This is a genomic window from Methyloceanibacter methanicus (assembly GCF_001723285.1).
Classification (GTDB): Bacteria; Pseudomonadota; Alphaproteobacteria; order Rhizobiales; family Methyloligellaceae; genus Methyloceanibacter; species Methyloceanibacter methanicus.
Genome location: NZ_LPWG01000013.1, coordinates 334,794 through 352,878, shown reverse-complemented (window position 1 = coordinate 352,878; position 18,085 = coordinate 334,794). Strand labels below are relative to the sequence as shown.

At 65.4% G+C, this 18,085-nt stretch carries 15 protein-coding genes and 1 pseudogene; 7 read left to right on the top strand and 9 right to left on the bottom strand.

The window, feature by feature from the left end:
* Positions 1-111: 111 nt before the first annotated feature.
* Entirely contained in the window at positions 112-441 is a 330-nt protein-coding gene (locus AUC68_RS13575) for a phasin family protein (protein ID WP_069438132.1), read from the bottom strand.
* Positions 442-817: 376 nt separating this feature from the next.
* Between AUC68_RS13575 and AUC68_RS13570 the strand changes: the two genes are divergently transcribed.
* On the top strand, positions 818-2,131 hold the full coding sequence (locus AUC68_RS13570; protein ID WP_158008322.1) for a D-alanyl-D-alanine carboxypeptidase: 1,314 nt from the start codon (positions 818-820) through the stop codon (positions 2,129-2,131).
* 26 nt (positions 2,132-2,157) lie between these two features.
* Here AUC68_RS13570 and AUC68_RS13565 read toward each other — a convergent pair whose 3' ends face one another.
* From AUC68_RS13565 to putA, 3 genes and pseudogenes are all read right to left on the bottom strand, one after another.
* Positions 2,158-2,868 carry a DnaJ domain-containing protein gene (locus AUC68_RS13565; protein WP_069438131.1) on the bottom strand — a complete coding sequence of 237 codons (711 nt, stop codon included), beginning with the start codon at positions 2,866-2,868 and terminating at the stop codon, positions 2,158-2,160.
* Between the two features lie 11 nt (positions 2,869-2,879).
* Positions 2,880-3,596: a vWA domain-containing protein gene (locus tag AUC68_RS13560; protein WP_069438130.1), complete on the bottom strand. Its 717-nt coding sequence runs from the start codon at positions 3,594-3,596 to the stop codon at positions 2,880-2,882.
* A 90-nt stretch (positions 3,597-3,686) separates the two neighbouring features.
* Positions 3,687-6,860 (bottom strand): annotated as a pseudogene (gene putA, locus AUC68_RS13555) (bifunctional proline dehydrogenase/L-glutamate gamma-semialdehyde dehydrogenase PutA).
* A gap of 63 nt (positions 6,861-6,923) precedes the next feature.
* Here putA and panC point away from each other — a divergent pair.
* Positions 6,924-7,805: a pantoate--beta-alanine ligase gene (gene panC / locus AUC68_RS13550; RefSeq protein ID WP_342027499.1), complete on the top strand. Its 882-nt coding sequence runs from the start codon at positions 6,924-6,926 to the stop codon at positions 7,803-7,805.
* 5 nt (positions 7,806-7,810) lie between these two features.
* Here panC and AUC68_RS13545 read toward each other — a convergent pair whose 3' ends face one another.
* Complete coding sequence (locus AUC68_RS13545) at positions 7,811-8,251, bottom strand: DUF1489 family protein (RefSeq protein WP_069438128.1); 441 nt, start codon at positions 8,249-8,251, stop codon at positions 7,811-7,813.
* Positions 8,252-8,267: 16 nt separating this feature from the next.
* Positions 8,268-9,107 carry a universal stress protein gene (locus tag AUC68_RS13540; RefSeq protein ID WP_069438127.1) on the bottom strand — a complete coding sequence of 280 codons (840 nt, stop codon included), beginning with the start codon at positions 9,105-9,107 and terminating at the stop codon, positions 8,268-8,270.
* A 219-nt stretch (positions 9,108-9,326) separates the two neighbouring features.
* Between AUC68_RS13540 and bufA2 the strand changes: the two genes are divergently transcribed.
* From bufA2 to AUC68_RS13525, 3 genes are all read left to right on the top strand, one after another.
* A complete protein-coding gene (bufA2, locus tag AUC68_RS13535; RefSeq protein ID WP_069438126.1) occupies positions 9,327-9,584 on the top strand; it encodes a BufA2 family periplasmic bufferin-type metallophore in 258 nt (85 codons plus the stop codon).
* A gap of 87 nt (positions 9,585-9,671) precedes the next feature.
* The gene (gene bufB, locus AUC68_RS13530) at positions 9,672-10,526 is read left to right on the top strand and encodes an MNIO family bufferin maturase (RefSeq protein ID WP_069438125.1); all 855 of its coding nucleotides are present in this window, start codon (positions 9,672-9,674) and stop codon (positions 10,524-10,526) included.
* A gap of 3 nt (positions 10,527-10,529) precedes the next feature.
* The gene (locus AUC68_RS13525; RefSeq protein ID WP_083240741.1) at positions 10,530-11,336 is read left to right on the top strand and encodes an HvfC/BufC family peptide modification chaperone; all 807 of its coding nucleotides are present in this window, start codon (positions 10,530-10,532) and stop codon (positions 11,334-11,336) included.
* Here AUC68_RS13525 and AUC68_RS13520 read toward each other — a convergent pair.
* From AUC68_RS13520 to AUC68_RS13510, 3 genes are all read right to left on the bottom strand, one after another.
* Entirely contained in the window at positions 11,304-12,137 is an 834-nt protein-coding gene (locus tag AUC68_RS13520; protein ID WP_069438123.1) for a YdcF family protein, read from the bottom strand. The two genes, AUC68_RS13525 and AUC68_RS13520, sit on opposite strands and share 33 nt — an antisense overlap.
* A gap of 15 nt (positions 12,138-12,152) precedes the next feature.
* Positions 12,153-13,532: a magnesium transporter gene (gene mgtE / locus AUC68_RS13515; RefSeq protein ID WP_069438122.1), complete on the bottom strand. Its 1,380-nt coding sequence runs from the start codon at positions 13,530-13,532 to the stop codon at positions 12,153-12,155.
* Positions 13,533-13,741: 209 nt separating this feature from the next.
* Positions 13,742-14,716, bottom strand: coding sequence for a VHL beta domain-containing protein (locus AUC68_RS13510; protein ID WP_158008321.1), 975 nt, complete (start codon positions 14,714-14,716; stop codon positions 13,742-13,744).
* Positions 14,717-14,946: 230 nt separating this feature from the next.
* Between AUC68_RS13510 and AUC68_RS13505 the strand changes: the two genes are divergently transcribed.
* Both AUC68_RS13505 and AUC68_RS13500 read left to right on the top strand, forming a co-directional pair.
* Positions 14,947-15,669 (top strand): response regulator transcription factor, encoded by a 723-nt coding sequence (locus AUC68_RS13505; protein ID WP_244500527.1) that lies wholly within the window; start codon positions 14,947-14,949, stop codon positions 15,667-15,669.
* Between the two features lie 374 nt (positions 15,670-16,043).
* Positions 16,044-17,969: a PQQ-dependent dehydrogenase, methanol/ethanol family gene (locus AUC68_RS13500; protein ID WP_069438120.1), complete on the top strand. Its 1,926-nt coding sequence runs from the start codon at positions 16,044-16,046 to the stop codon at positions 17,967-17,969.
* Positions 17,970-18,085: the final 116 nt, after the last annotated feature.

Genomic DNA, 18,085 nt, shown 5'->3' with positions numbered 1-18,085 from the left:
TGCCGACAGAAAAGGGACAACACGCCGCATGTTGTGGCAACCTGCCATAAAAAAAGGCTCGGAGCCGAGGCCCCGAGCCTTTTTTGGGAGGAAGAAGTAGGTGCGGTCGCGTTACGCGGCCTTCTTGGCCATGGCCTCGACCGGCTTGTAGGCATCCTTGGCCAGACCGACATACATCTCGCCGATCTTGGACATCTCGGCCATGTAGCCGTCATAGGCCTTTTTCGCGAACTCCGACTGAATCTCGATGGCCTGCTCAAAGGACTTGCAGCCCGCGAGCTGTTCGAAGGCTTTCGTCGAATCCTCAAACGCCTTCTTGGAGTAATCGGTGAACTCGGCGGCAATGGCCTGGAAACCTTTGTTCATCTCGCCGAACGAGCGGACATAGGCATCGAAACCGTCTTTGCCAACTTTCTGAAACTCTTCAAAACCTTTAATCATCGGGCCCTCTTCACGAGTTGGATTGGGGAGAATTGCTGCGAACGCGAACTCAAATATATGCATTGCACAAAAAACGTCAACCTGGATTTTGCACTGCACAACATTGTGGCGCTTTCGCCCCCTCAAACCCCCTTAACGCTTTGGCAATCGACAAATTCTAGCCTTTCCGCTTGTCGGCGTTGCAACGCGGAATTTCTGATCCGCAACCGCCTAGCAGGGACGCGCGCGCAAGCGCTTGAAGGCGGCGTGACAAACGGGGAAGGGCGTAAGCCACAGTGTTCTTACAAGTACAGTTTGGGGCCGGGACGCGGGTGGCTCGGATGCGCGCGTCGGGTAGGCGCGCCTCTTGGGGGCCAGTACGTCGTACGGTGCGGATGTGCCTGGTGGCCTTGCTCGCGCTCGGCGTGACGCTGACCGGCCTCGGCGAGGCCTACGCGGACAAGCGGGTAAAGGCGCGATCATCGTCGATGCGAATACCAACAACGTTCTGTATTCGCAGTCGGCCGATGTCTTGCGCTCGCCCGCCTCGCTCACGAAGATCATGACTCTCTACGTCCTGTTCGCCTACATGCGCGCAGGCCGGTTCACGCCGGACACAAAGTTGAAGGTCTCCAAGCATGCCGCGAGCCAGGCGCCGACCAAGCTCTATCTCAAGCCCGGCTCCACCATCTCGGTCAAAGACTGCATCAAGGCGTTGGTGACGAAGTCGGCCAACGATGCCGCGGCCGTCGTGGCGGAGAATGTCGGCGGCACGGAGGAGAACTTCGCCCGTATCATGACCCAGACGGCGCACAACCTGGGCATGAAGAGGACGACCTACCGCAACGCGTCCGGGCTGCCCAATAACGAGCAGCTGACCACCGCGCGGGACCAGGCGATCCTCGCCATGCACATCATGCGCGACTACCCGGAGTACTACACCGTCTTCGAGACCAAGTACTTCGACTACAAGGGCCGCAAGTACCGCAATCACAATCGTCTGCTGTTCAGCTACAAGGGCACGACCGGCATCAAAACCGGTTACACCCGCGCCAGCGGCTTCAACCTCACAGCCGCCGTCGAACGCGACGACAAGCATCTGATCGGCGTTGTCCTCGGTGGCCAGACGAGTTCACTCCGCAACGCCGCCATGGTGTCGCTGCTCGACAAGCACTGGTCGAAAGCCTCTTCGTCCAAGCGGAAACCGACGAGCTTCATTGCCTCGCTGCTGGGTGCGCCCACACCGCCTCCGCCGTCCAGGAAGCCCATCTTCTCCGTGGCGAGCGCCGCCGTTCCCGTCGCGACCCGCACGCCTGCCCCGGCACCCGCCGTTCAGCAGGCTGCGGCGGACCCGGTCGTCGCGCAGCCGGCCGTGGCACAGCCCGCAGCGCAGCGTCCCTTCGTACAGGCCAGCCTGTCGCCGACCCGCCTCTCCGCGCCGAGCCCCGCCGCCGCAGACCGCATGGGCAGCTATCACGTCCAGGTCGGGTCCTATGCCTCGCCGGCGGATGCGCAGAACCGGCTCGGGATGGTGCGTCAGCGCGCGCCGAAGCTTCTGGAAGGCCACCTGCCCTTCACGGCCACGTTCTACATGGACGATAAAGAGTGGTATCGGGCCCGGTTTGCCGGCTTCTCCAAGGACGATGCGCGCAGCACCTGCGAGGCCTTGAAGCGCATGCGGCTCGACTGCATCGCGCTTGCTGCCGAGTAACTTGCCGCCGAATAACGCACCCACGCCTAGCCGCCGAGCAGAACGTCCTTGGCTTCGTTGATGCGCGCCGCCAGGTAATTGGAGCCGCCCTGGTCCGGGTGCAGCTTCATCATGAGACGCCGGTGCGCCTGCCGGATTTCCTCCTCCGAGGCATCGGGTGCGACTTCGAGCACGGCCCGCGCTTCTTCGGTGCTCATGCGCCCCTTCGAGAACCCGCCCGGGGCGGTCTCGCCCGCGCTTCCGGCGCCGCCGGTCTTATCCTGCCAGTCCGGAACGCGCCAGTTGAGGTAGGCTTCCATCAGCGCGGCTTCCTTGAGGCCGTCGGTTTTGAAGCTGAGATAGAGCTCGATCGCTTCGGTTTCGCTCAAGGACGAGAGCGCGCGGCCCGCGAACTTACCCTTGAGGCACTTGCCGTCCATGTAGCCCGTGTCGTGGTCGAGCTCCATTTCGAGCCGCTCGGTTTGCACCTGCGAGGTCTGCCCTTCGGACTTGTGGGCCGAACCGCCAAAGCCTCCGAGACCGCCCCCGCCGGCGATAAGGCTCATGGCGAAGGCGGCAAGCGGGATCGCCAGCGGCAGCGCGCCGCGCAATGCGAGGAAGCCCGCAACGCCGAAGAGCGCGACCGCGCCGACTTTCCGGACCGTGCCGGCGAGCTGTTGCGGGTTCGACCTGACAATCACGCGCCCGACGAACAGCAGGGCAAGGAGCAGCGCGCAACCGATGAAGAAGTAGACCATGCGATTTCAGCCTACCGGAGCTGTTCGAGCAGCAGCGTCGCGGCGTCGCTCTTCGCGTTCTGGAGCGCCTTGCGCCCGCCCGTGGCGTAGACCGCGACCGCCGTCAGCAGGGCGCGAAGCTGTGCGGCCGACCCCGCGTCGAAACGGCAATAGGCGCCGCGCGACAGCCGCGCGATCTCCTTGAACGCCCGCTCGGCGCGCGCATCGTGGCCTTCCTGGAAGACGAAGACCGGCACGCCCACGAGGCCGAGTTCGCCCGCGAGCTGGCTCAGATCGTCGATGCTCTCTTCCATGCAGTCGCCCACATAGACCAGGGCATTGACGGTCTGGCGCCCGGTCTCGTTGCGCGCATGAGACAGGACTTTCCGGATCTGCGTATGCCCGCCCTCGCAACGGACCTGGCGCATCAGCCGCGCCAGCGCATCCGGGTCGCGGACCCACCGGCTGGAGCGGCATTCGCCGAAGCCCCGGAAATAGATCAGTTGCACGTCGAGCCCGCCGACCTCCTTGACCGCGCGAAACATCTCGCTCTGCAGGCCGAGGGCAAGGTCCCAGGTGGGCTGCCGGCTCATGGTCGCGTCCATGGCGAAGATCAGACGCCCGGTTCCGGATGCGGCGGGCTGGAGGCTCTGCACCTTGTTCAGAAAGGCATCGACCTCCGCCGACGAAGAACGCCCCGGGGCGACATCGCTCGAAGCGGTCTTAGACGGCGTCTTCGGTTCACTCATCGACCCGCTCCGCGATGCCGTTCAAATCCAAGAAAATCCATACTCTCGTAGATGGTCATTTTTTGCCGCATTCACAATGCCGATCGAGGCTCAACTGTCGTCGCCGCCCGCCGCAAGCAGGCTCGCATTGCCGCCCGAGGCGGTCAGATTGGTCGTCCGGACGCGCTCCACGGCGAACGCCTCCAGATAATGCGGACCGCCCGCCTTGGGGCCGGTTCCTGAAAGACCTTCGCCGCCGAAGGGTTGCACGCCGACCACGGCGCCGATCTGGTTCCGGTTGACGTAGAAATTGCCGACCCGGACCCGCGCGGCGACGAAATCCGCCGTGGCCTTGATGCGGCTGTGCAGACCGAGCGTCAGACCGTAGCCCGTCGCGTTGATGGCCTCGCAAACCTCCCCGAGCCGGTTCCCGTCGAACCGCACCACATGAAGGATCGGGCCGAACACCTCCCGTTTCAAAACGCCGATCTCCGGAATCTCGAAAATCGCGGGCGCGACGAACCTGCCGTGACGGAGTGCGGGATCGGTCGGCGGGTCGAACAGGACCTTCGCCTCGGCGCGCATTCTCTCCTTGTGCGCCTCGAGCGCCGCCTTGGCTTCGGAATCGATGACGGGGCCGATATCGGTGGCAAAGTCGAGCGGGTCGCCAAGGGTCAGTTCCCTCGCCGCTCCTATCAACATCTCGATCACCGGGTCGGCGATGTCGGACTGAAGGAACAGGACGCGCAACGCCGAACACCGCTGACCGGCGCTGTCGAAGGCCGAGCGCAGCACATCGTCCGCCACCTGCTCCGGAAGCGCGGAAGAGTCCACGATCATGGCGTTGAGTCCGCCGGTCTCGGCGATCAGCTGCGGAATGGGACCGGGCCGCATGGCAAGAGCCTTGGCGATGGCCTTGCCCGTATCGGTCCCGCCCGTGAACACCACGCCGTCCACACGCGGATCGGCCACCAGGGCCGCGCCGACAACTTCGCCGGGACCGGGCAGCAGGTGCAGAACGTCGGACGGCACGCCCGCTTGATGAAGGAGGCGCACAGCGGCGGCGCCCGTGAGCGGGGTCTGCTCCGCGGGCTTGGCCACGACGGCGTTCCCGGCGCCAAGCGCGCCCGCCACCTGCCCGGTGAAGATGGCGAGCGGGAAGTTCCACGGCGAAATCGCCGCGAAGACGCCGCGCCCATGCAGCGCCATCTCGTTGCGTTCGCCCGTCGGTCCGGCGAGTACTAGCGGGTCCTCGAACTTGGCGCGTGCTTGCGCCGCGTAGTAGCGCAGGAAGTCGACCGCCTCGCGCAGGTCGCTCTGGGCATTGGCCAGCGTCTTTCCGGCCTCGCGTACCAGCAGCGCATCAGGTCGGGCCGCGCCGCCTCGAAAAGCTCCGCCGCGCGGTCGAGGATCGAAGCGCGCGCCGCCCCGCCAAGCCCGTCCCAGTCCTGCGCGCCCCTCCCGGCAGCCTCCAGCGCAGCATCGATGGCGGCGGAGTCCGCGTCCCGGCACGTACCGACCACGACCCGGCCGTCATGGGGCGATGTGACCTGCGTGACCGGACCCGTCTCGATCTCGTTGCCGCAGACGATGGGTGCCGCGGTGGCGGGCTGTTCCAAGGCCCGCCCGATCCCATCGAGGAGGGACGCGCGCGTCGCCTCGTCCCAAAGCGGCAGACCGAGGCTGTTCCGCCGCGCCCCGCCGTAGAGATCCGGCGGCGCAGGGATCGCGGGATTGGCTTTCTCGGGCAGCCTGGCCGCCTTCTCGACCGGGTCGGCGATGATGGCGGCGATCGGCGCTTCGTCGTCCGCCAGACGGTGCACGAAGGACGTGTTGGCCCCGTTCTCGAGAAGCCGCCGCACGAGATAGGCGAGCAGGTCGCGGTGGCCGCCGACGGGCGCGTAGATGCGGCAGGGCTTCTTCAGGTCCTCGACCACGGCCCGATGGACGCCCTGGCCCATGCCATGGAGGCGCTGGAACTCGTATGGGCCGTCGCCCGCGAGGTCCGCCACCGCCGCGATCGTATGAGCGTTGTGGGTCGCGAATTGCGGATAGAAGCAATCGGGACGCACGAGCAGCGCCCGCGCCGCGGCGAGATAGGCCACATCCGTGTTGACCTTCCGCGTGAACACCGGATAGCCGGCGAGCCCCGCTTCCTGCGCCCATTTGATCTCGCTGTCCCAATAGGCGCCCTTCACGAGACGAACGGGAATGCGCCGCCCGGTCTCCTCGGCGACGCGCGCGAGCCACGCGATCAGCGGCAGCGCGCGCTTGGAATAGGCTTGGACGGCGATCCCCAGCCCGTTCCATCCCGACAGCGCGGGGTCGGCCAAGAGCGGTTCCAGCATGGACAGTGACAGCGCGAGTCTCTCCGCCTCCTCCGCATCGACCGTGAGCGGCAACCAGGCATCGCGCATCTGCAGCGCGAGGTTGCGAAGACGGGGGATCAGTTCGCGCGCAAGGCGCGCCTCTTGCGAGGCGGCGTAGCGCGGATGCAGGGCCGACAGCTTGACGGAGAGCCCCGAGCGCGCATGCAACGCGTCCTCGGTTCGCGCCTCCGGCGCGCCGGCCCACGTGGCGATGGCCGACGCAGCCTCCGTGTAGCGCCTGAAATAGCGGTCGGCATCCCGGGCCGTCCGCGCGCACTCGCCCAGCATGTCGAAGGAAAATCGATAGCCCTCCCGCATGTCCGGCGCGGCATTGTCGAGTGCGCCTTGGATCGTTTCGCCGAGCACGAATTGCTTTCCGAGAATGCGCATGGCGCGGCGCACCGCCTCCGCGGATAACCGGCTCGCCGCTGCGGGCCACGAGCCGCTGCACGCGGGCGCCAAGATCGCCGCCCGTGTCGTCGCCCCAATCGAGCAAATGCCCTGTCAGCATGAGCCCCCAGGTCGAGGCGTTCACCAGTACGGAGTCGGAGTGCCCCAGATGCCGGGCCCAGTCTCCGGACCCGATGGTGCCCGCGATGAGCCGGTCCGCGGTCGCCCCGTCCGGAATCCTGAGCAGCGCTTCGGCGAGGCACAGGAGCAGCACGCCCTCCTCGCTGGAGAGCCCATACTCGGCCAGGAAGGAATCGATGCCGCCCTGCGCGTGCCGTCCCGCCCGGGCGGCCTCGACGAGCCGCGTGGCGGCGGCGGCGATCCGGCGGCGGTCTTCGCCGCTGAACCGCGCCGCCTCGATCAGCGCCGTGACCAGCGCATCCTCGTCGGCCAGCAAGGCCGCGCTCAGCGCCGCCCGGTCGCCCTCCGGGGCGCTCGAACCCAATGCGGCGGTTGGCGCGTTCATGCCCCCAATTTAGGGGTTTCGGCCGCTCGCGGCGAGGCGTTATGGTCGCGCCCTTTCCCGGCAATGCGCAATCTTGGACCAGCCCCGATGACCACCGAGATCGAGACCGTCAGAACCGTGGCCGATTTGCGCGCCCGCGTCTCGGCCTGGCGTGCCCGGGGCGGGAGCCTCGCCATGGTCCCCACCATGGGTGCGATCCACGAAGGCCATATGTCGTTGGTGAGGCAGGCCAAAGGACTGGCCGGCCACGTCGTCGCCTCGATCTTCGTCAATCCGCTGCAATTCGGTCCCAGCGAGGACTTCGAGGCCTATCCGCGCGGCGAGGCCCGCGATGCGGCGCTCCTGGCGGAGGCCGGTGCGGACCTGTTGTTCGCGCCGGGCGCCGGCGAAATGTATCCGGAAGGATTCGCCACCACGGTCCACGTGGCCGACATCACCGAGGGCCTGTGCGGCGCGAGCCGTCCGGATCATTTCGACGGCGTCGCCACCGTGGTCGCGAAGCTCCTTCTGCAGTGCGGGCCCGATGTGGCGATCTTCGGCGAGAAGGACTACCAGCAGCTCCTCGTCATCAAGCGCCTGGTGCGGGACTTGAACATTCCGGTGAAGATCGTCGGCGGTGCGATCGTGCGCGAACCGGACGGCCTGGCCCTGTCCTCGCGCAACGCCTATCTCTCGGCGGAGGAACGCGAGACGGCGCCCTTGCTGTACGCCACGATCCAGCAGGCCGCGCACGCACTGGCGGCGGGGCATGCCACCGAGCATGCGCTCGAAAGCGCGCGTGCCGCCCTCGAGGCCGCCGGCTTCCGTGTCGACTATCTCGAGGCGCGCGACCCGGAAACGCTCGCGCGCCTTTCCGGGTCCGTGGCCACGGCCCGCATCCTCGTCGCGGCCTTTCTCGGCAAGACGCGTCTGATCGACAATGTGCCGGTTCCGCCGCGGGCCTAGGCGCGTCAGTCGATCAGCCGGAGGGCGCGCAGTTCCTCGCGCATGCCGGGCGGCATCTCGGCGGCGCCGTCGTCCGACGCGGTGAGGTCAGGCGGCGCCTCGCCCGCCTCCAAATAACGCCAGCCCTGAAACGGCCGGCGCGGTTTGGCCCGCGTCTCGACGATCCTGGGATCCAGTACGATGCCGCAACACGGGCTGCCGTCCTCGCGCGCCGTCTCCTTCAAATCGAGGATGCGCTGCCGCGCGCAGATGAACCCTTTGATCACCCAGTAGAGCGAGCCGCCATCGAGCACCTCGGCCCGGCGGCGCGGCATCTGCTTCGTCTTGTGGCAGAGTTCCGCCACGCGTCCCGCCCGCGCCAAATCGTCCAGGCGCTTCGCCTGCCAGGTCCTCAGGTCCTGCAGCCGGTCGATGCCGACGCACAGCTTGACCAGGTGAAGCGTCATACGGTTACGGCCATCGCTAATGCGCCATGAACAGCGGGATGGTCGCCTCTTCCAGCATGGTAAGCGTAACGCCGCCCAGGATGAACTCGCGCCAGCGCGAATGATGGAACGCGCCCATCACGATCATGTCGGCCTCCAGCTCCTTCGCGCGGGAGAGCAACAGCCGGCCCACATCGCCGCCCTCGCTCATGGTGACCTTGACGGCCTCGGCCTTGACGCCATGACGGGCCAGATGCGCCACCATGCCGTCCGCCGAGACGCCGGTATCGTGGCGAGAGTCCTCGCGAAGGCCGGCCAGAAGCACGACCCGCTTCGCGGCCTTGAGGAATGCGAGGGCATCGCTGACGGCGCGCGCCGCCTCGGCGCTTCCGTCCCATGCCACGACAATCCTATCGCCGCCGGCCAGGTCCCCAGGCGCGGCCGGCACGATGAGCACCGGACGGCCCGAGGCGAACAGGCAGCGCTCCAGCAACGCATATTGACCCACAAGCGGGTCCCCGTCCCGTGGCTGGCCGAGGATCGCGAGGTCGGCAAGGCGCGCAGCGGCAGCGAAGTCGTGCGGGAACTCGTCGCTCGTCCCATGCATGAGCCGGGTCTCATGTGAGACCCCGGCCGCATCCGCAGCGGACTTGAAGCGCGCCAACGCCTCCTCGCCTTGCGCCCTCACGCCTTCGAGCACGCCGCTCATATCGGCGAAGGCGACGTCGGCGCCGTAAAGCGGCATCAGCGCCTGCGGCGCAAACGCGACCGCGACGAGATGAGCGCCTTGGGCCTTGGCCAAGGCGACCGCGAGCCCGTCGCGCGCCTTGGACGCCTCGGTCCCGTCCACATAGACAATGACATCCTTGAAACTCATCCCGAGCTCCCCCTGGACAATGGATGATAGCGGTTCGGAGCGCCCAGCGGAAACACTGCAAAACCGAAACAGACGCGGCGCGCCATTATTCACGCCAGCGTGAGGCAAGTCACAACGCTTTGAAGAGGTGTGACGCACCCTCCACAGCAATCGAGGCTACCGTTTCGAAATGGCGTTCGGCGCCAGATTTAGGGAACCCCCACAAACAGGAGAGTACTGATGAAGATGACTCAGAAGACCGGCACTTCGATTGCCCTCACCGCAGCTGCGCTGCTGGTGTCCGGCACGCTTGCCACGTCTGCGATCGCCGCTGGCGGCACCACCGGAAAATGCTTCGGTGTCAACGCCTGCAAGGGTCAGAGTGCCTGCAAGACCGCCTCGAGCTCGTGCAAGGGCCACAATGCGTGCAAGGGCAAAGGCTTCGTCGTCATGACGGACACCGAGTGCGCTGAAAAGGGCGGCGATTTCAAGAGCTAGCCCCACGCCACGTGACGCCGGCCGCCTTTGCGGCCGGCCTCGCCTCTCATTGGGATAGATCGACGCATCGAGCCTTCGGAGATCGCCTTGTCGGACCACAAACCACCCTATCTCGGCTTCGGCCTTGGGCTCCGTCCGGAGCACTACGACGAGATCCTGTCGGGAGAACCGAACGTGGATTGGTTCGAGGTCATCTCCGAGAACTACATGATCCCCGGCGGCAAGCCATTGCGGATCCTGGACGAGATTCGCGAACGGTATCCGATCGTCATGCACGGCGTGTCGCTGTCGATCGCGTCCACCGCGCCGCTCGATATGGATTATCTGACCGAGCTGAAGACGCTCGCGGACCGTGTCGACCCGAAATGGATCTCGGATCATCTGTGCTGGACCGGCGTGCACGGGGTCAATCTGCACGACCTCCTGCCCATTCCGTATACGAAGGAAGCCCTGGACCATGTGGTCGACCGGGTCGCCCGCGTGCAGGATTTCCTGGGCCGCCGCCTCACCCTCGAGAACGTCTCGAGCTACGTAACCTTCGCGGAGTCCGAAATGAGCGAATGGGACTTCGTGAGCGAAGTGGCGACCCGCGCCGATTGCTGGCTGCTCTTTGACGTCAACAACGTCTATGTGAGTTCCTACAATCACGGCTTTTCCACGCGCGACTTCCTCCACGGCGTACCGCGCGACCGCATCGTTCAGTTCCACCTCGCCGGCCACAGCCATGAAGGGGACCATATCGTCGACACGCACGACCATCCGGTCTGCGACGAGGTCTGGGACTTCTACCGCGAGACCGTCGCCCATTTCGGCCCGGTCTCGACGATGATCGAGCGCGACGACAATATTCCCCCGTTGGCGGAGGTGATCGCCGAACTCGACATTGCCCGCAGGATCGCCGGCGAGGTCGCCGAGGCGAAGCACGTGGTCGCCGCGGAGTGAGAGATACCTCATGACGACGCTCAAAGATCTGCAGGCGCGCTTTCAGGCCGGAATCCTATCCGCGACGAGGCGGTTCTCAGCGAGATCAATCCGAGCAGCCGCGAGGACGAACGCACCCTGTTCGGCGTCTACCGCAACGCCTATGGGCTGCGGCTCGCCGAGATCCTGGAGCACGACTACGAGTTGACGCACGCTTATCTCGGCGACGAGGCCTTTTCGGACCTCGCCCGGGGCTATATCGCGGCCCACCCGTCCGACAAGCGCAATGCGCGCTGGTTCAGCCGTTATCTTCCCGAATTCGCGCGGACGACGGCCCCCTTTTCGGAGCACCGGGAGGTCGCCGAACTCGCCGCGCTCGAGAAGGCTCTTGCGGATGCTTTCGACGGACCCGATACCGCCCCGGTCAGCCTCGAGGAACTCGCCGCGATCCCGCCCGAAGACTGGGTCAATCTTGTCTTCACGCCGCAGCCGGCCGCGACGCGGCTACGGTTCAAGACGAACGCCGCAGACATTTGGACAGCGCTCAACGGCGAAGACTCCCCCCCTGAGCCCGCGCAACTTCCGGAGCCGCAAACGATCCTGGTGTGGCGGCAAGACCTCATGTCGCGCTTCAGGCCGCTTGGCCCCGAAGAGGCGATGATGTGGGCCGAGGCCGCCAAGGGCGTGCGCTTCGGCGTTCTGTGCGAGATGGTCGCGACTTCGCCGGCGAGGACGAAGCGGAGCTCCGCGCGGCGACCTATCTCAAGGCCTGGCTCGAAACGGGCGCGCTCGCCGGTGTCAGCCCTGACTGTCCCCAGTCCGATCTGGTGATGGGAACAGCGCATCCGTGCGGCCGGTAAGCCGGTAGGCGAGCAGCCCCACCCATTCGCGCATCGCCGTATCCACACGCCGCAAGCCTTCCGAGACCTTGTCGAACGGTTTCGAGAGATCCTGCGGCCCGCGCGTCCGGTAATCGACCGGCCAGGGCTCCACGTCGAACCCCGCCTGCCGGAAGGCCCCGATCGAGCGCGGCATGTGGTAGGCCGACGTGATGAGAAGCCAGCGCGCGCCGTCACCGAACGCGCCCGACGCCTCGAGCTCTTTCCTCAGATAGATCGCGTTCTCGTAGGTATCCCGCGCATTGGCTTCCAGGATCAGCCGGTCCCGGGCGATACCGAGTTGGGCGAGAAGCTCCGCGGCGCCCAGCGCCTCGCTCCCGGACTTATAGAGAATGCCGGCATCGCCGCCGGAGAACGCGACTTTGGCGTCCTGAAACCGAAGCGCGAGGATCGCCCCTTCCACCAGGCGTTCGCCTGCCTCGTTCAAGGTAGGGGCGTTGCGCGCCCCGCCCACCAGACGATTTTCCGCGCCTCCTAGGATGATGAGACCCGCCGGCGCCGGCGGCCGGGCGAGATCGGCCCGCGGGAAACGGTCCTCGAGCGGCAGGATGAGCGCATTGCCGAGGGGCGACAGACCGACCACCAGAAGAAGGATCGCCCCAATCGTCACGAAGCGCCGGCCCCAGCGCGCCCAGCCCGTCCAGATCAGGATCGCGCCGTAGCCGATCAGCAGCGCGATAAACGTGGACGGCTGAAAAACGAACCAAACCGCCTTGGCCAGATAAAAGAACATAAAGCCCCCTCGCCCCTAAGCTAACCACAAAGCGGCGAGTCCAAGAAAGGCGAAGAAGCCCACCACGTCCGTCACGGTCGTCACGAAGACGCCGGACGCGATCGCCGGATCGAGATCCAGGGCGTCGAGCCCGAGTGGAATCAAGATGCCCGCGAGGGCGGCGGCGAAGAGATTGACGACCATGGCAACGCCGATCACGAGCCCGAGGCCGTCGCTCCCGAACCAGAAATAGGCGATGAGCGCCATGATGACGGCAAACAGGAGCCCGTTCAGAAGACCGACGGCGCATTCGCGCCAGATGACCCGCGCCGCGTTGGCGGGCCCCAGATCGTGGGTCGCGAGTGCCCGAACCGCGACGGTCATGGTCTGCGTTCCCGCATTGCCGCCCATGGACGCCACGATGGGCATGAGCACGGCGAGCGCCACCATCTGTTCGATCGTCGCTTCAAAGAAGCTGATAACGATGGAGGCGACGATGGCGGTGATCAGATTCGCCACGAGCCAGCTGAACCGCAGCCGCGTCGTCTCCCAGACCGTGTCGACCATGGACTCGCCCCCGACGCCACCCATGGCCAGGATGTCTTCCGAAGCCTCTTCCTGAACCACCTCGACGATATCGTCCGCGGTGATCACGCCGACCAGCCGTCCGTCCGGGTCCACCACCGGCGCCGAGTTCATATTGTAGCGCTCGAACTGCCGCGCCACCTCTTCCTGGTCCACCGCGACGGGAATCGGATGCATCGTCTCATCGACGATGGCCTCCATCTCCGTCGGACGCTTCGACCGCAGGATCCTGTTGAGGGGGACGCAGCCGATTAGATGGTAGGCCGGATCGACCACGAAGATCTCGTAGAACCGCTCGGGCAGATCGGACGCTTCGCGCATGTAGTCGATCGTCTGGCCAACGGACCAGAACGGCGGCACCGCGATCAGGTCCGTCTGCATCATGCGGCCGGCGGAATCTTCCGGATATTCGAGGCTCCGCTGAAGCGCGATCCGCTCGAAATAGGGAAGCTTGGAGAGGATGTCTTCCTGGTCTTCCCGGTCGAGGTCCTCGAGCAGATAGACCGCCTCGTCCGAATCGAGCTCCTGCAGCGCTTCGGCGACCTGCTCGGGCGGCATGTCCTCGAGCACCTGGTCGCGCACCGCCTCGTCGAGCTCCGGCAGTGCCGCGGCCTTGAACTCATCGCCCAGGGCCGCGATGAGCGCGGCGCGATCGTCCTGCCGCAGAACCTCGATGAGGTCGGCAAGGTCGGCTTCATGCAGATCGAGGGTCAGCGCGCGGGCGCGCGCGATGTCGTCCGCCTCCAGGGCATCGGTCACCGCATGGAGGAATTCGGGACGAATGTCCCCTTCCTCGTCGCGTAAGGGAAAATCGCTTACGACGTCCTGCATCGACCGTCCAATCGCTGGGTTCTCAAGGCTCGAAGCGGCAGGTCATCGGGCCCCATCGGCGCCACGTCCCCGCCCGAGACGATTCGTCCGCACCGGCCCGCCTGTGATAACAGGCCCGCCGCCCGATGCCTATGAAAGAGGGTGACGGGGACAATCTGGAGACGAAACGGACCGCGCCCGCCCCTTGGGGTTGGGGTCGCGCGGCGCGTCTAGTCGTCTTCCGGGCCGAGGACCGGCGCGGGCGCGGTGATCTCGAACGTCGTTTCGCCGCCCGGCGGCACCAGCATCTCGATGCAGTTCCCCGGACCGTCCGTGATCATCCAGACGTGTCCCTCGAATGTGGGAACGGTGACCGACTCCCCTTGATTGAGGCCGGTATTGTCGATGGGCGTCCCTTCCGGGTCGATCCAGACGAGGCCGCGATAGCCGTCCGACGTGTTGACGAAGGTCACGGTTGCCGGCGTCTCGGAGTCTTGGGAACGGAGCGTGCCGAAGTCCGCGCAAGACGCGGCATCCGCTTTCGGGCTCGCGGGGGCACCGTTCGGCGATCTCGACGCCAAGTCGTTGAGCGAGGCGGCCACAGCAGAGCCAGCGGCTTGCGCCACGAGATCGCCTGTCGGCACATCGCCCCGCGCGGCCTCGTCTCCAGGGCTCGACGAGGCTCCGGCCTTGCACGCGGCCGCGAAACCGCCGACGGCGATGGCCGCGTCCTTGAGTTGAAGCGTCTCGCGCTTACCGCCCGCGATCCCGTAGCTGAGCGCCGTGCCCGTGGTCATGGCCGACCAGAGCGGCGCGCTCGCATCGATCGTCATCTGGATGCCGGAGACGCCCACTTCCGCGTCCCTGCCGTAGACTTTTCCCGGCAACGCGTCCTTAAAGCTCCCGCTCGAGAAGGTGACGACTACGTCCTCGTTCTCCGAAAGATCGACGACGTCGTACCAGAAGACGGCGCGCGGCTCCGGTCCGTCCCGCCCTCCGCAGACCGCCTCGAAGGCGACGGCGTCGGTTTCGGGAATGCCGTAGGTCAAAACCACGGTGTCGGCGTCGTCCGGCACGTCGCTTTGGTACCGGTTCACCGTCCAGGCCATCTCCTCCGCATGGAGCCTCGCCGAGGGAAGGCCCGTGGAAAGTGCGATGGTTGAGCCGGCGGCAATCCCAACGGCCAACGAGACACGAGGAAGCATTTCTTGGTTCTCCAACGAAGCGGACGGGCCGAGCCTACACGAACCGACGTTGTCCGACATCAGACAGTGGGCGTCGGATCGGCATGATCGAGCCCCCGGCGCGCGCCGCCCTCTTCTACCAGTCCTAGACCTGCCGCTTCCCGTTTTCCTTCGACCGGTCTGGAAACAGTGGCATCGTACAATCGGCTAGCTCCCTGCTTCAGCGACTCAGTCAGGGAGCGTCGGCAGCCTTGCCCAACGCCCAAGCCCAAATTGGCCGGCGACACGGCCCGGATACGCGCATCCTCATCGTCGACGATCATCCGATCGTCGTCGCCGGATTTCGCCGCCTGCTGCACGATGCCGGCTGGCACGCGGTTGAGCACACGTCCAGTTTCGCAAAGGCGTTCCGGCTCTGCCGCCGTGCCAGGCCCGAGGCCGTGGTCGTCGACCTTGCCATGAGCGCCGGCAGCCTCGCCGGGTTGAGCTTCGTGCGCCGGCTCCGCCGCTACGATTCCGATATCCCGATCCTCGTACTCAGCATGCATGACGATCCGCTCATCGCGCGGGCGGCCCTGAAAGCCGGGGCGAACGGGTATGTGGTGAAGGACACCTCTCCCGAGGAGCTCGTCCAGGGTCTGGCGGCGATCCTGCACGGCACACCCTATGTCAGCCGCGTCTTGGCCTCCGACCTTGCGTTCCACAAAACGCACGCGCCGGAGTCGATGGCGATCGATGCGTTGTCGTCGCGGGAACGCTATGTCCTGTCTCTGCTCGCGGAGGGGAAATCCTACGCCCAAATCGCGGACAACCTCGCGCTCAGCTACAAGGCCGTCGCTCATCTGTGCAATCGCCTGAAGCCGAAGCTTGGTGTGCAATCGCTGCAAGAGCTGGTGCGCTTTGCCGTTCAGAACTTTCCGGCGGCCTCCACCACCACGCGCAAGCCTGCCAAACATCCAAAAGATTCGGGGTAAGTCTTCCCGAAAGCCGGGAGCAACATTGGGACAATCTGTTGTGCGTTTCCGGGACAAATTCCCCAAAACCCGGACAAGTCGTATCGAAGCCGGTCCGAAAACTTCTCGTCGAGGTCTGGAACACCAAGCACAGGGACACTCTGTACCATTCAAGCGTCGGGAGCTTTGACGGCGCTCGGCTTGTCAGAGTGCTGACATCGTTTCGAACACGCGGCTGGGCAATTCTTCCCAAACCGGGCTTCCCTAGAAACATCCTGCACTCTGACAAGTTGGCCGGTCGGCGCTTCCCGACATAGCGCCCCCAACAGGGCAAGTCTGGCCCGCCGGGAGAACATCCCCGCGAGCCATTGGACAATTCGGGAGGAGCAACCGAGATGAAGTTTGGAAAGCTAGGCCTAGGAGTGGGCCTGACCGCGGCGCTTCTGCTCGCGCCGGTGTCGGTGATGGCGGATGAATCCGCCTCGGCCGGGATCGACAAGCGAGCCGAAGATCCCAATCTGTGGCCCGCGCCGGGCCGCGACAATCAGCTGACCCGTCACAGCCCGCTTTCGGACATCAACGCCGAGAACGTCGACCAGCTCGAGATGGCTTGGGCGCAGTCCATGAACTCGCTGCGTGGACAGGAGGGGCAGCCCGTTGTCGTGAAGCTCGACGACGGCACGCCCATGATGTTCTTCGTGAGCGGCTGCCCGTCCATGCCGCTCTGTAACGTCGTGCAGGCTCTCGATCTGTCCGATCCCGACAATCCGAAGCAGACCTGGAACTACGTGAAGAAGAACGATCGTGACGAGTCCGCGATCCCGCGCGCCTGTTGCGATACGGTCAATCGCGGCCTGAACTATGCGAAAGGCAAGGTGGTCTTCCACACGCTGGACGGTTTCGTCATCGCGCTCGATGCCAAGACCGGCAAGGAGATCTGGACCGTCAAGCACGCCTATCCGGAACACGGCGAGACTCACACCGGCCCGACCATGATCGCCGAGAATCTGGTGATCGCCGGTTTCGGCGGTGACGAGTTCGCCGCACGTGGCCGCCTGGATGCCTACAATATCGAGAACGGCGACCTCGTCTGGACCTGCCACTCGACCGGCTCGGACAAGGATGTCTGCCTCACGCCGGACTCGAACAAGGCCAACCCGCATTACGGGACCTACGGCAAGGATCTTGGCATCGTCACCTATCCGGAAGGCGAGTGGAAGATCGGCGGCGGCGCCCCGTGGGCCTGGTTCAGCTACGATCCCGAGCTGAAGATGATCTACGCCTCGACCGGCAACCCCGGTCACTGGAGCCCCGGCCTTCGCTGCGGCCTCAAGGGCGACGAGCACACCCACGAGAAGTGCAACGAGTTCGATCCGGATCTCACCTCGGGCAAGTTCGACAACAAGTGGTCCATGACGATCTTCGGCCGCAAGGTCGACACGGGCGAGGTCGTCTTCGCCTATCAGATGACGCCGTTCGATCAGTGGGACTATGACGGCGTCAACGAGAACATCCTCGTGGACATGGAGATCGACGGCAAGCCGCGCAAGACGCTCGTGCATTTCGATCGCAACGGCTTCGCCTATGTGCTCGACCGGACCGACGGCACGCTTCTCCGCGCGCATAAGTTCGTCACCGTCGACTGGGCCGAGAAGGTCGATCTGAAGACCGGCCGTCCGATCAAGGTGAAGGAGCACTCGCCCTTCAACATCGGCGTGAACACGTCGGCCTGCCCGTCCGCCATGGGCGGCAAGGATCAGCAGCCCTGCGCTGTCGATCCGAAAGAGCCGAACATGTTCTATTGCCCCACCAACAATTGGTGCATGGAAGACGAGCCTCAGGAGCGCACGCACACCCAGCAGGGCACGGTCTATGTGTTCGCGAACGTGTACATGTATCCCGAGAAGCCCGGCGTCACCGGCAAGTTCAAGAAGTTCAACGTGCTGACCGGTGAGACGGTCTGGGAGATCCCGGATCCGTATCCGAACTGGGGTGGCGGCATGGTGACCGACGGCGGCCTCGTCTTCTACGGCTCGCTGGGTGGTGACTTGCGCGCTGTCGACCGCAACTCGGGCAAGATCCTTTGGAGCCGCAAGCTGGGCTCCGGCATCATCGGCAATCCGATCACCTACAAGGTGGGCGGGAAGCAGTACGTGTCGGTGCATTCCGGTATCGGCGGCTGGATCGGCCTCCCGGTCACGGCGGGTCTCGACATGAACGACAAGTTCGGCGCGATCGGTGCGACGGCCATGGCCAAAGCCACCGGTCTCACCAACATCCCGCAGGGAGGAACGGTCTACACCTTCAGGCTGTCCGACTAGCTATGGCTTGTCAGCGGCGCCAGGTGGAAGAACCCGCCTGGCGCCGCCCCCTATTCGAGAACCCGTTCGCTATTTGGGATTACCGCGTTGACCCGCCGAATGACCTGCACCGCCGT

Excerpts from the sequence above, each read along its gene's own strand:
- AUC68_RS13575 (WP_069438132.1), bottom strand. The coding sequence starts at position 441 with ATGATTAAAGGTTTTGAAGAGTTTCAGAAAGTTGGCAAAGACGGTTTC.
- AUC68_RS13565 (WP_069438131.1), bottom strand. The coding sequence starts at position 2,868 with ATGGTCTACTTCTTCATCGGTTGCGCGCTGCTCCTTGCCCTGCTGTTC.
- AUC68_RS13560 (WP_069438130.1), bottom strand. The coding sequence starts at position 3,596 with ATGAGTGAACCGAAGACGCCGTCTAAGACCGCTTCGAGCGATGTCGCC.
- panC (WP_342027499.1), top strand. The coding sequence starts at position 6,924 with ATGCGCAATCTTGGACCAGCCCCGATGACCACCGAGATCGAGACCGTC.
- AUC68_RS13545 (WP_069438128.1), bottom strand. The coding sequence starts at position 8,251 with ATGACGCTTCACCTGGTCAAGCTGTGCGTCGGCATCGACCGGCTGCAG.
- AUC68_RS13540 (WP_069438127.1), bottom strand. The coding sequence starts at position 9,107 with ATGAGTTTCAAGGATGTCATTGTCTATGTGGACGGGACCGAGGCGTCC.
- bufA2 (WP_069438126.1), top strand. The coding sequence starts at position 9,327 with ATGAAGATGACTCAGAAGACCGGCACTTCGATTGCCCTCACCGCAGCT.
- AUC68_RS13520 (WP_069438123.1), bottom strand. The coding sequence starts at position 12,137 with ATGTTCTTTTATCTGGCCAAGGCGGTTTGGTTCGTTTTTCAGCCGTCC.
- mgtE (WP_069438122.1), bottom strand. The coding sequence starts at position 13,532 with ATGCAGGACGTCGTAAGCGATTTTCCCTTACGCGACGAGGAAGGGGAC.
- AUC68_RS13510 (WP_158008321.1), bottom strand. The coding sequence starts at position 14,716 with ATGCTTCCTCGTGTCTCGTTGGCCGTTGGGATTGCCGCCGGCTCAACC.
- AUC68_RS13500 (WP_069438120.1), top strand. The coding sequence starts at position 16,044 with ATGAAGTTTGGAAAGCTAGGCCTAGGAGTGGGCCTGACCGCGGCGCTT.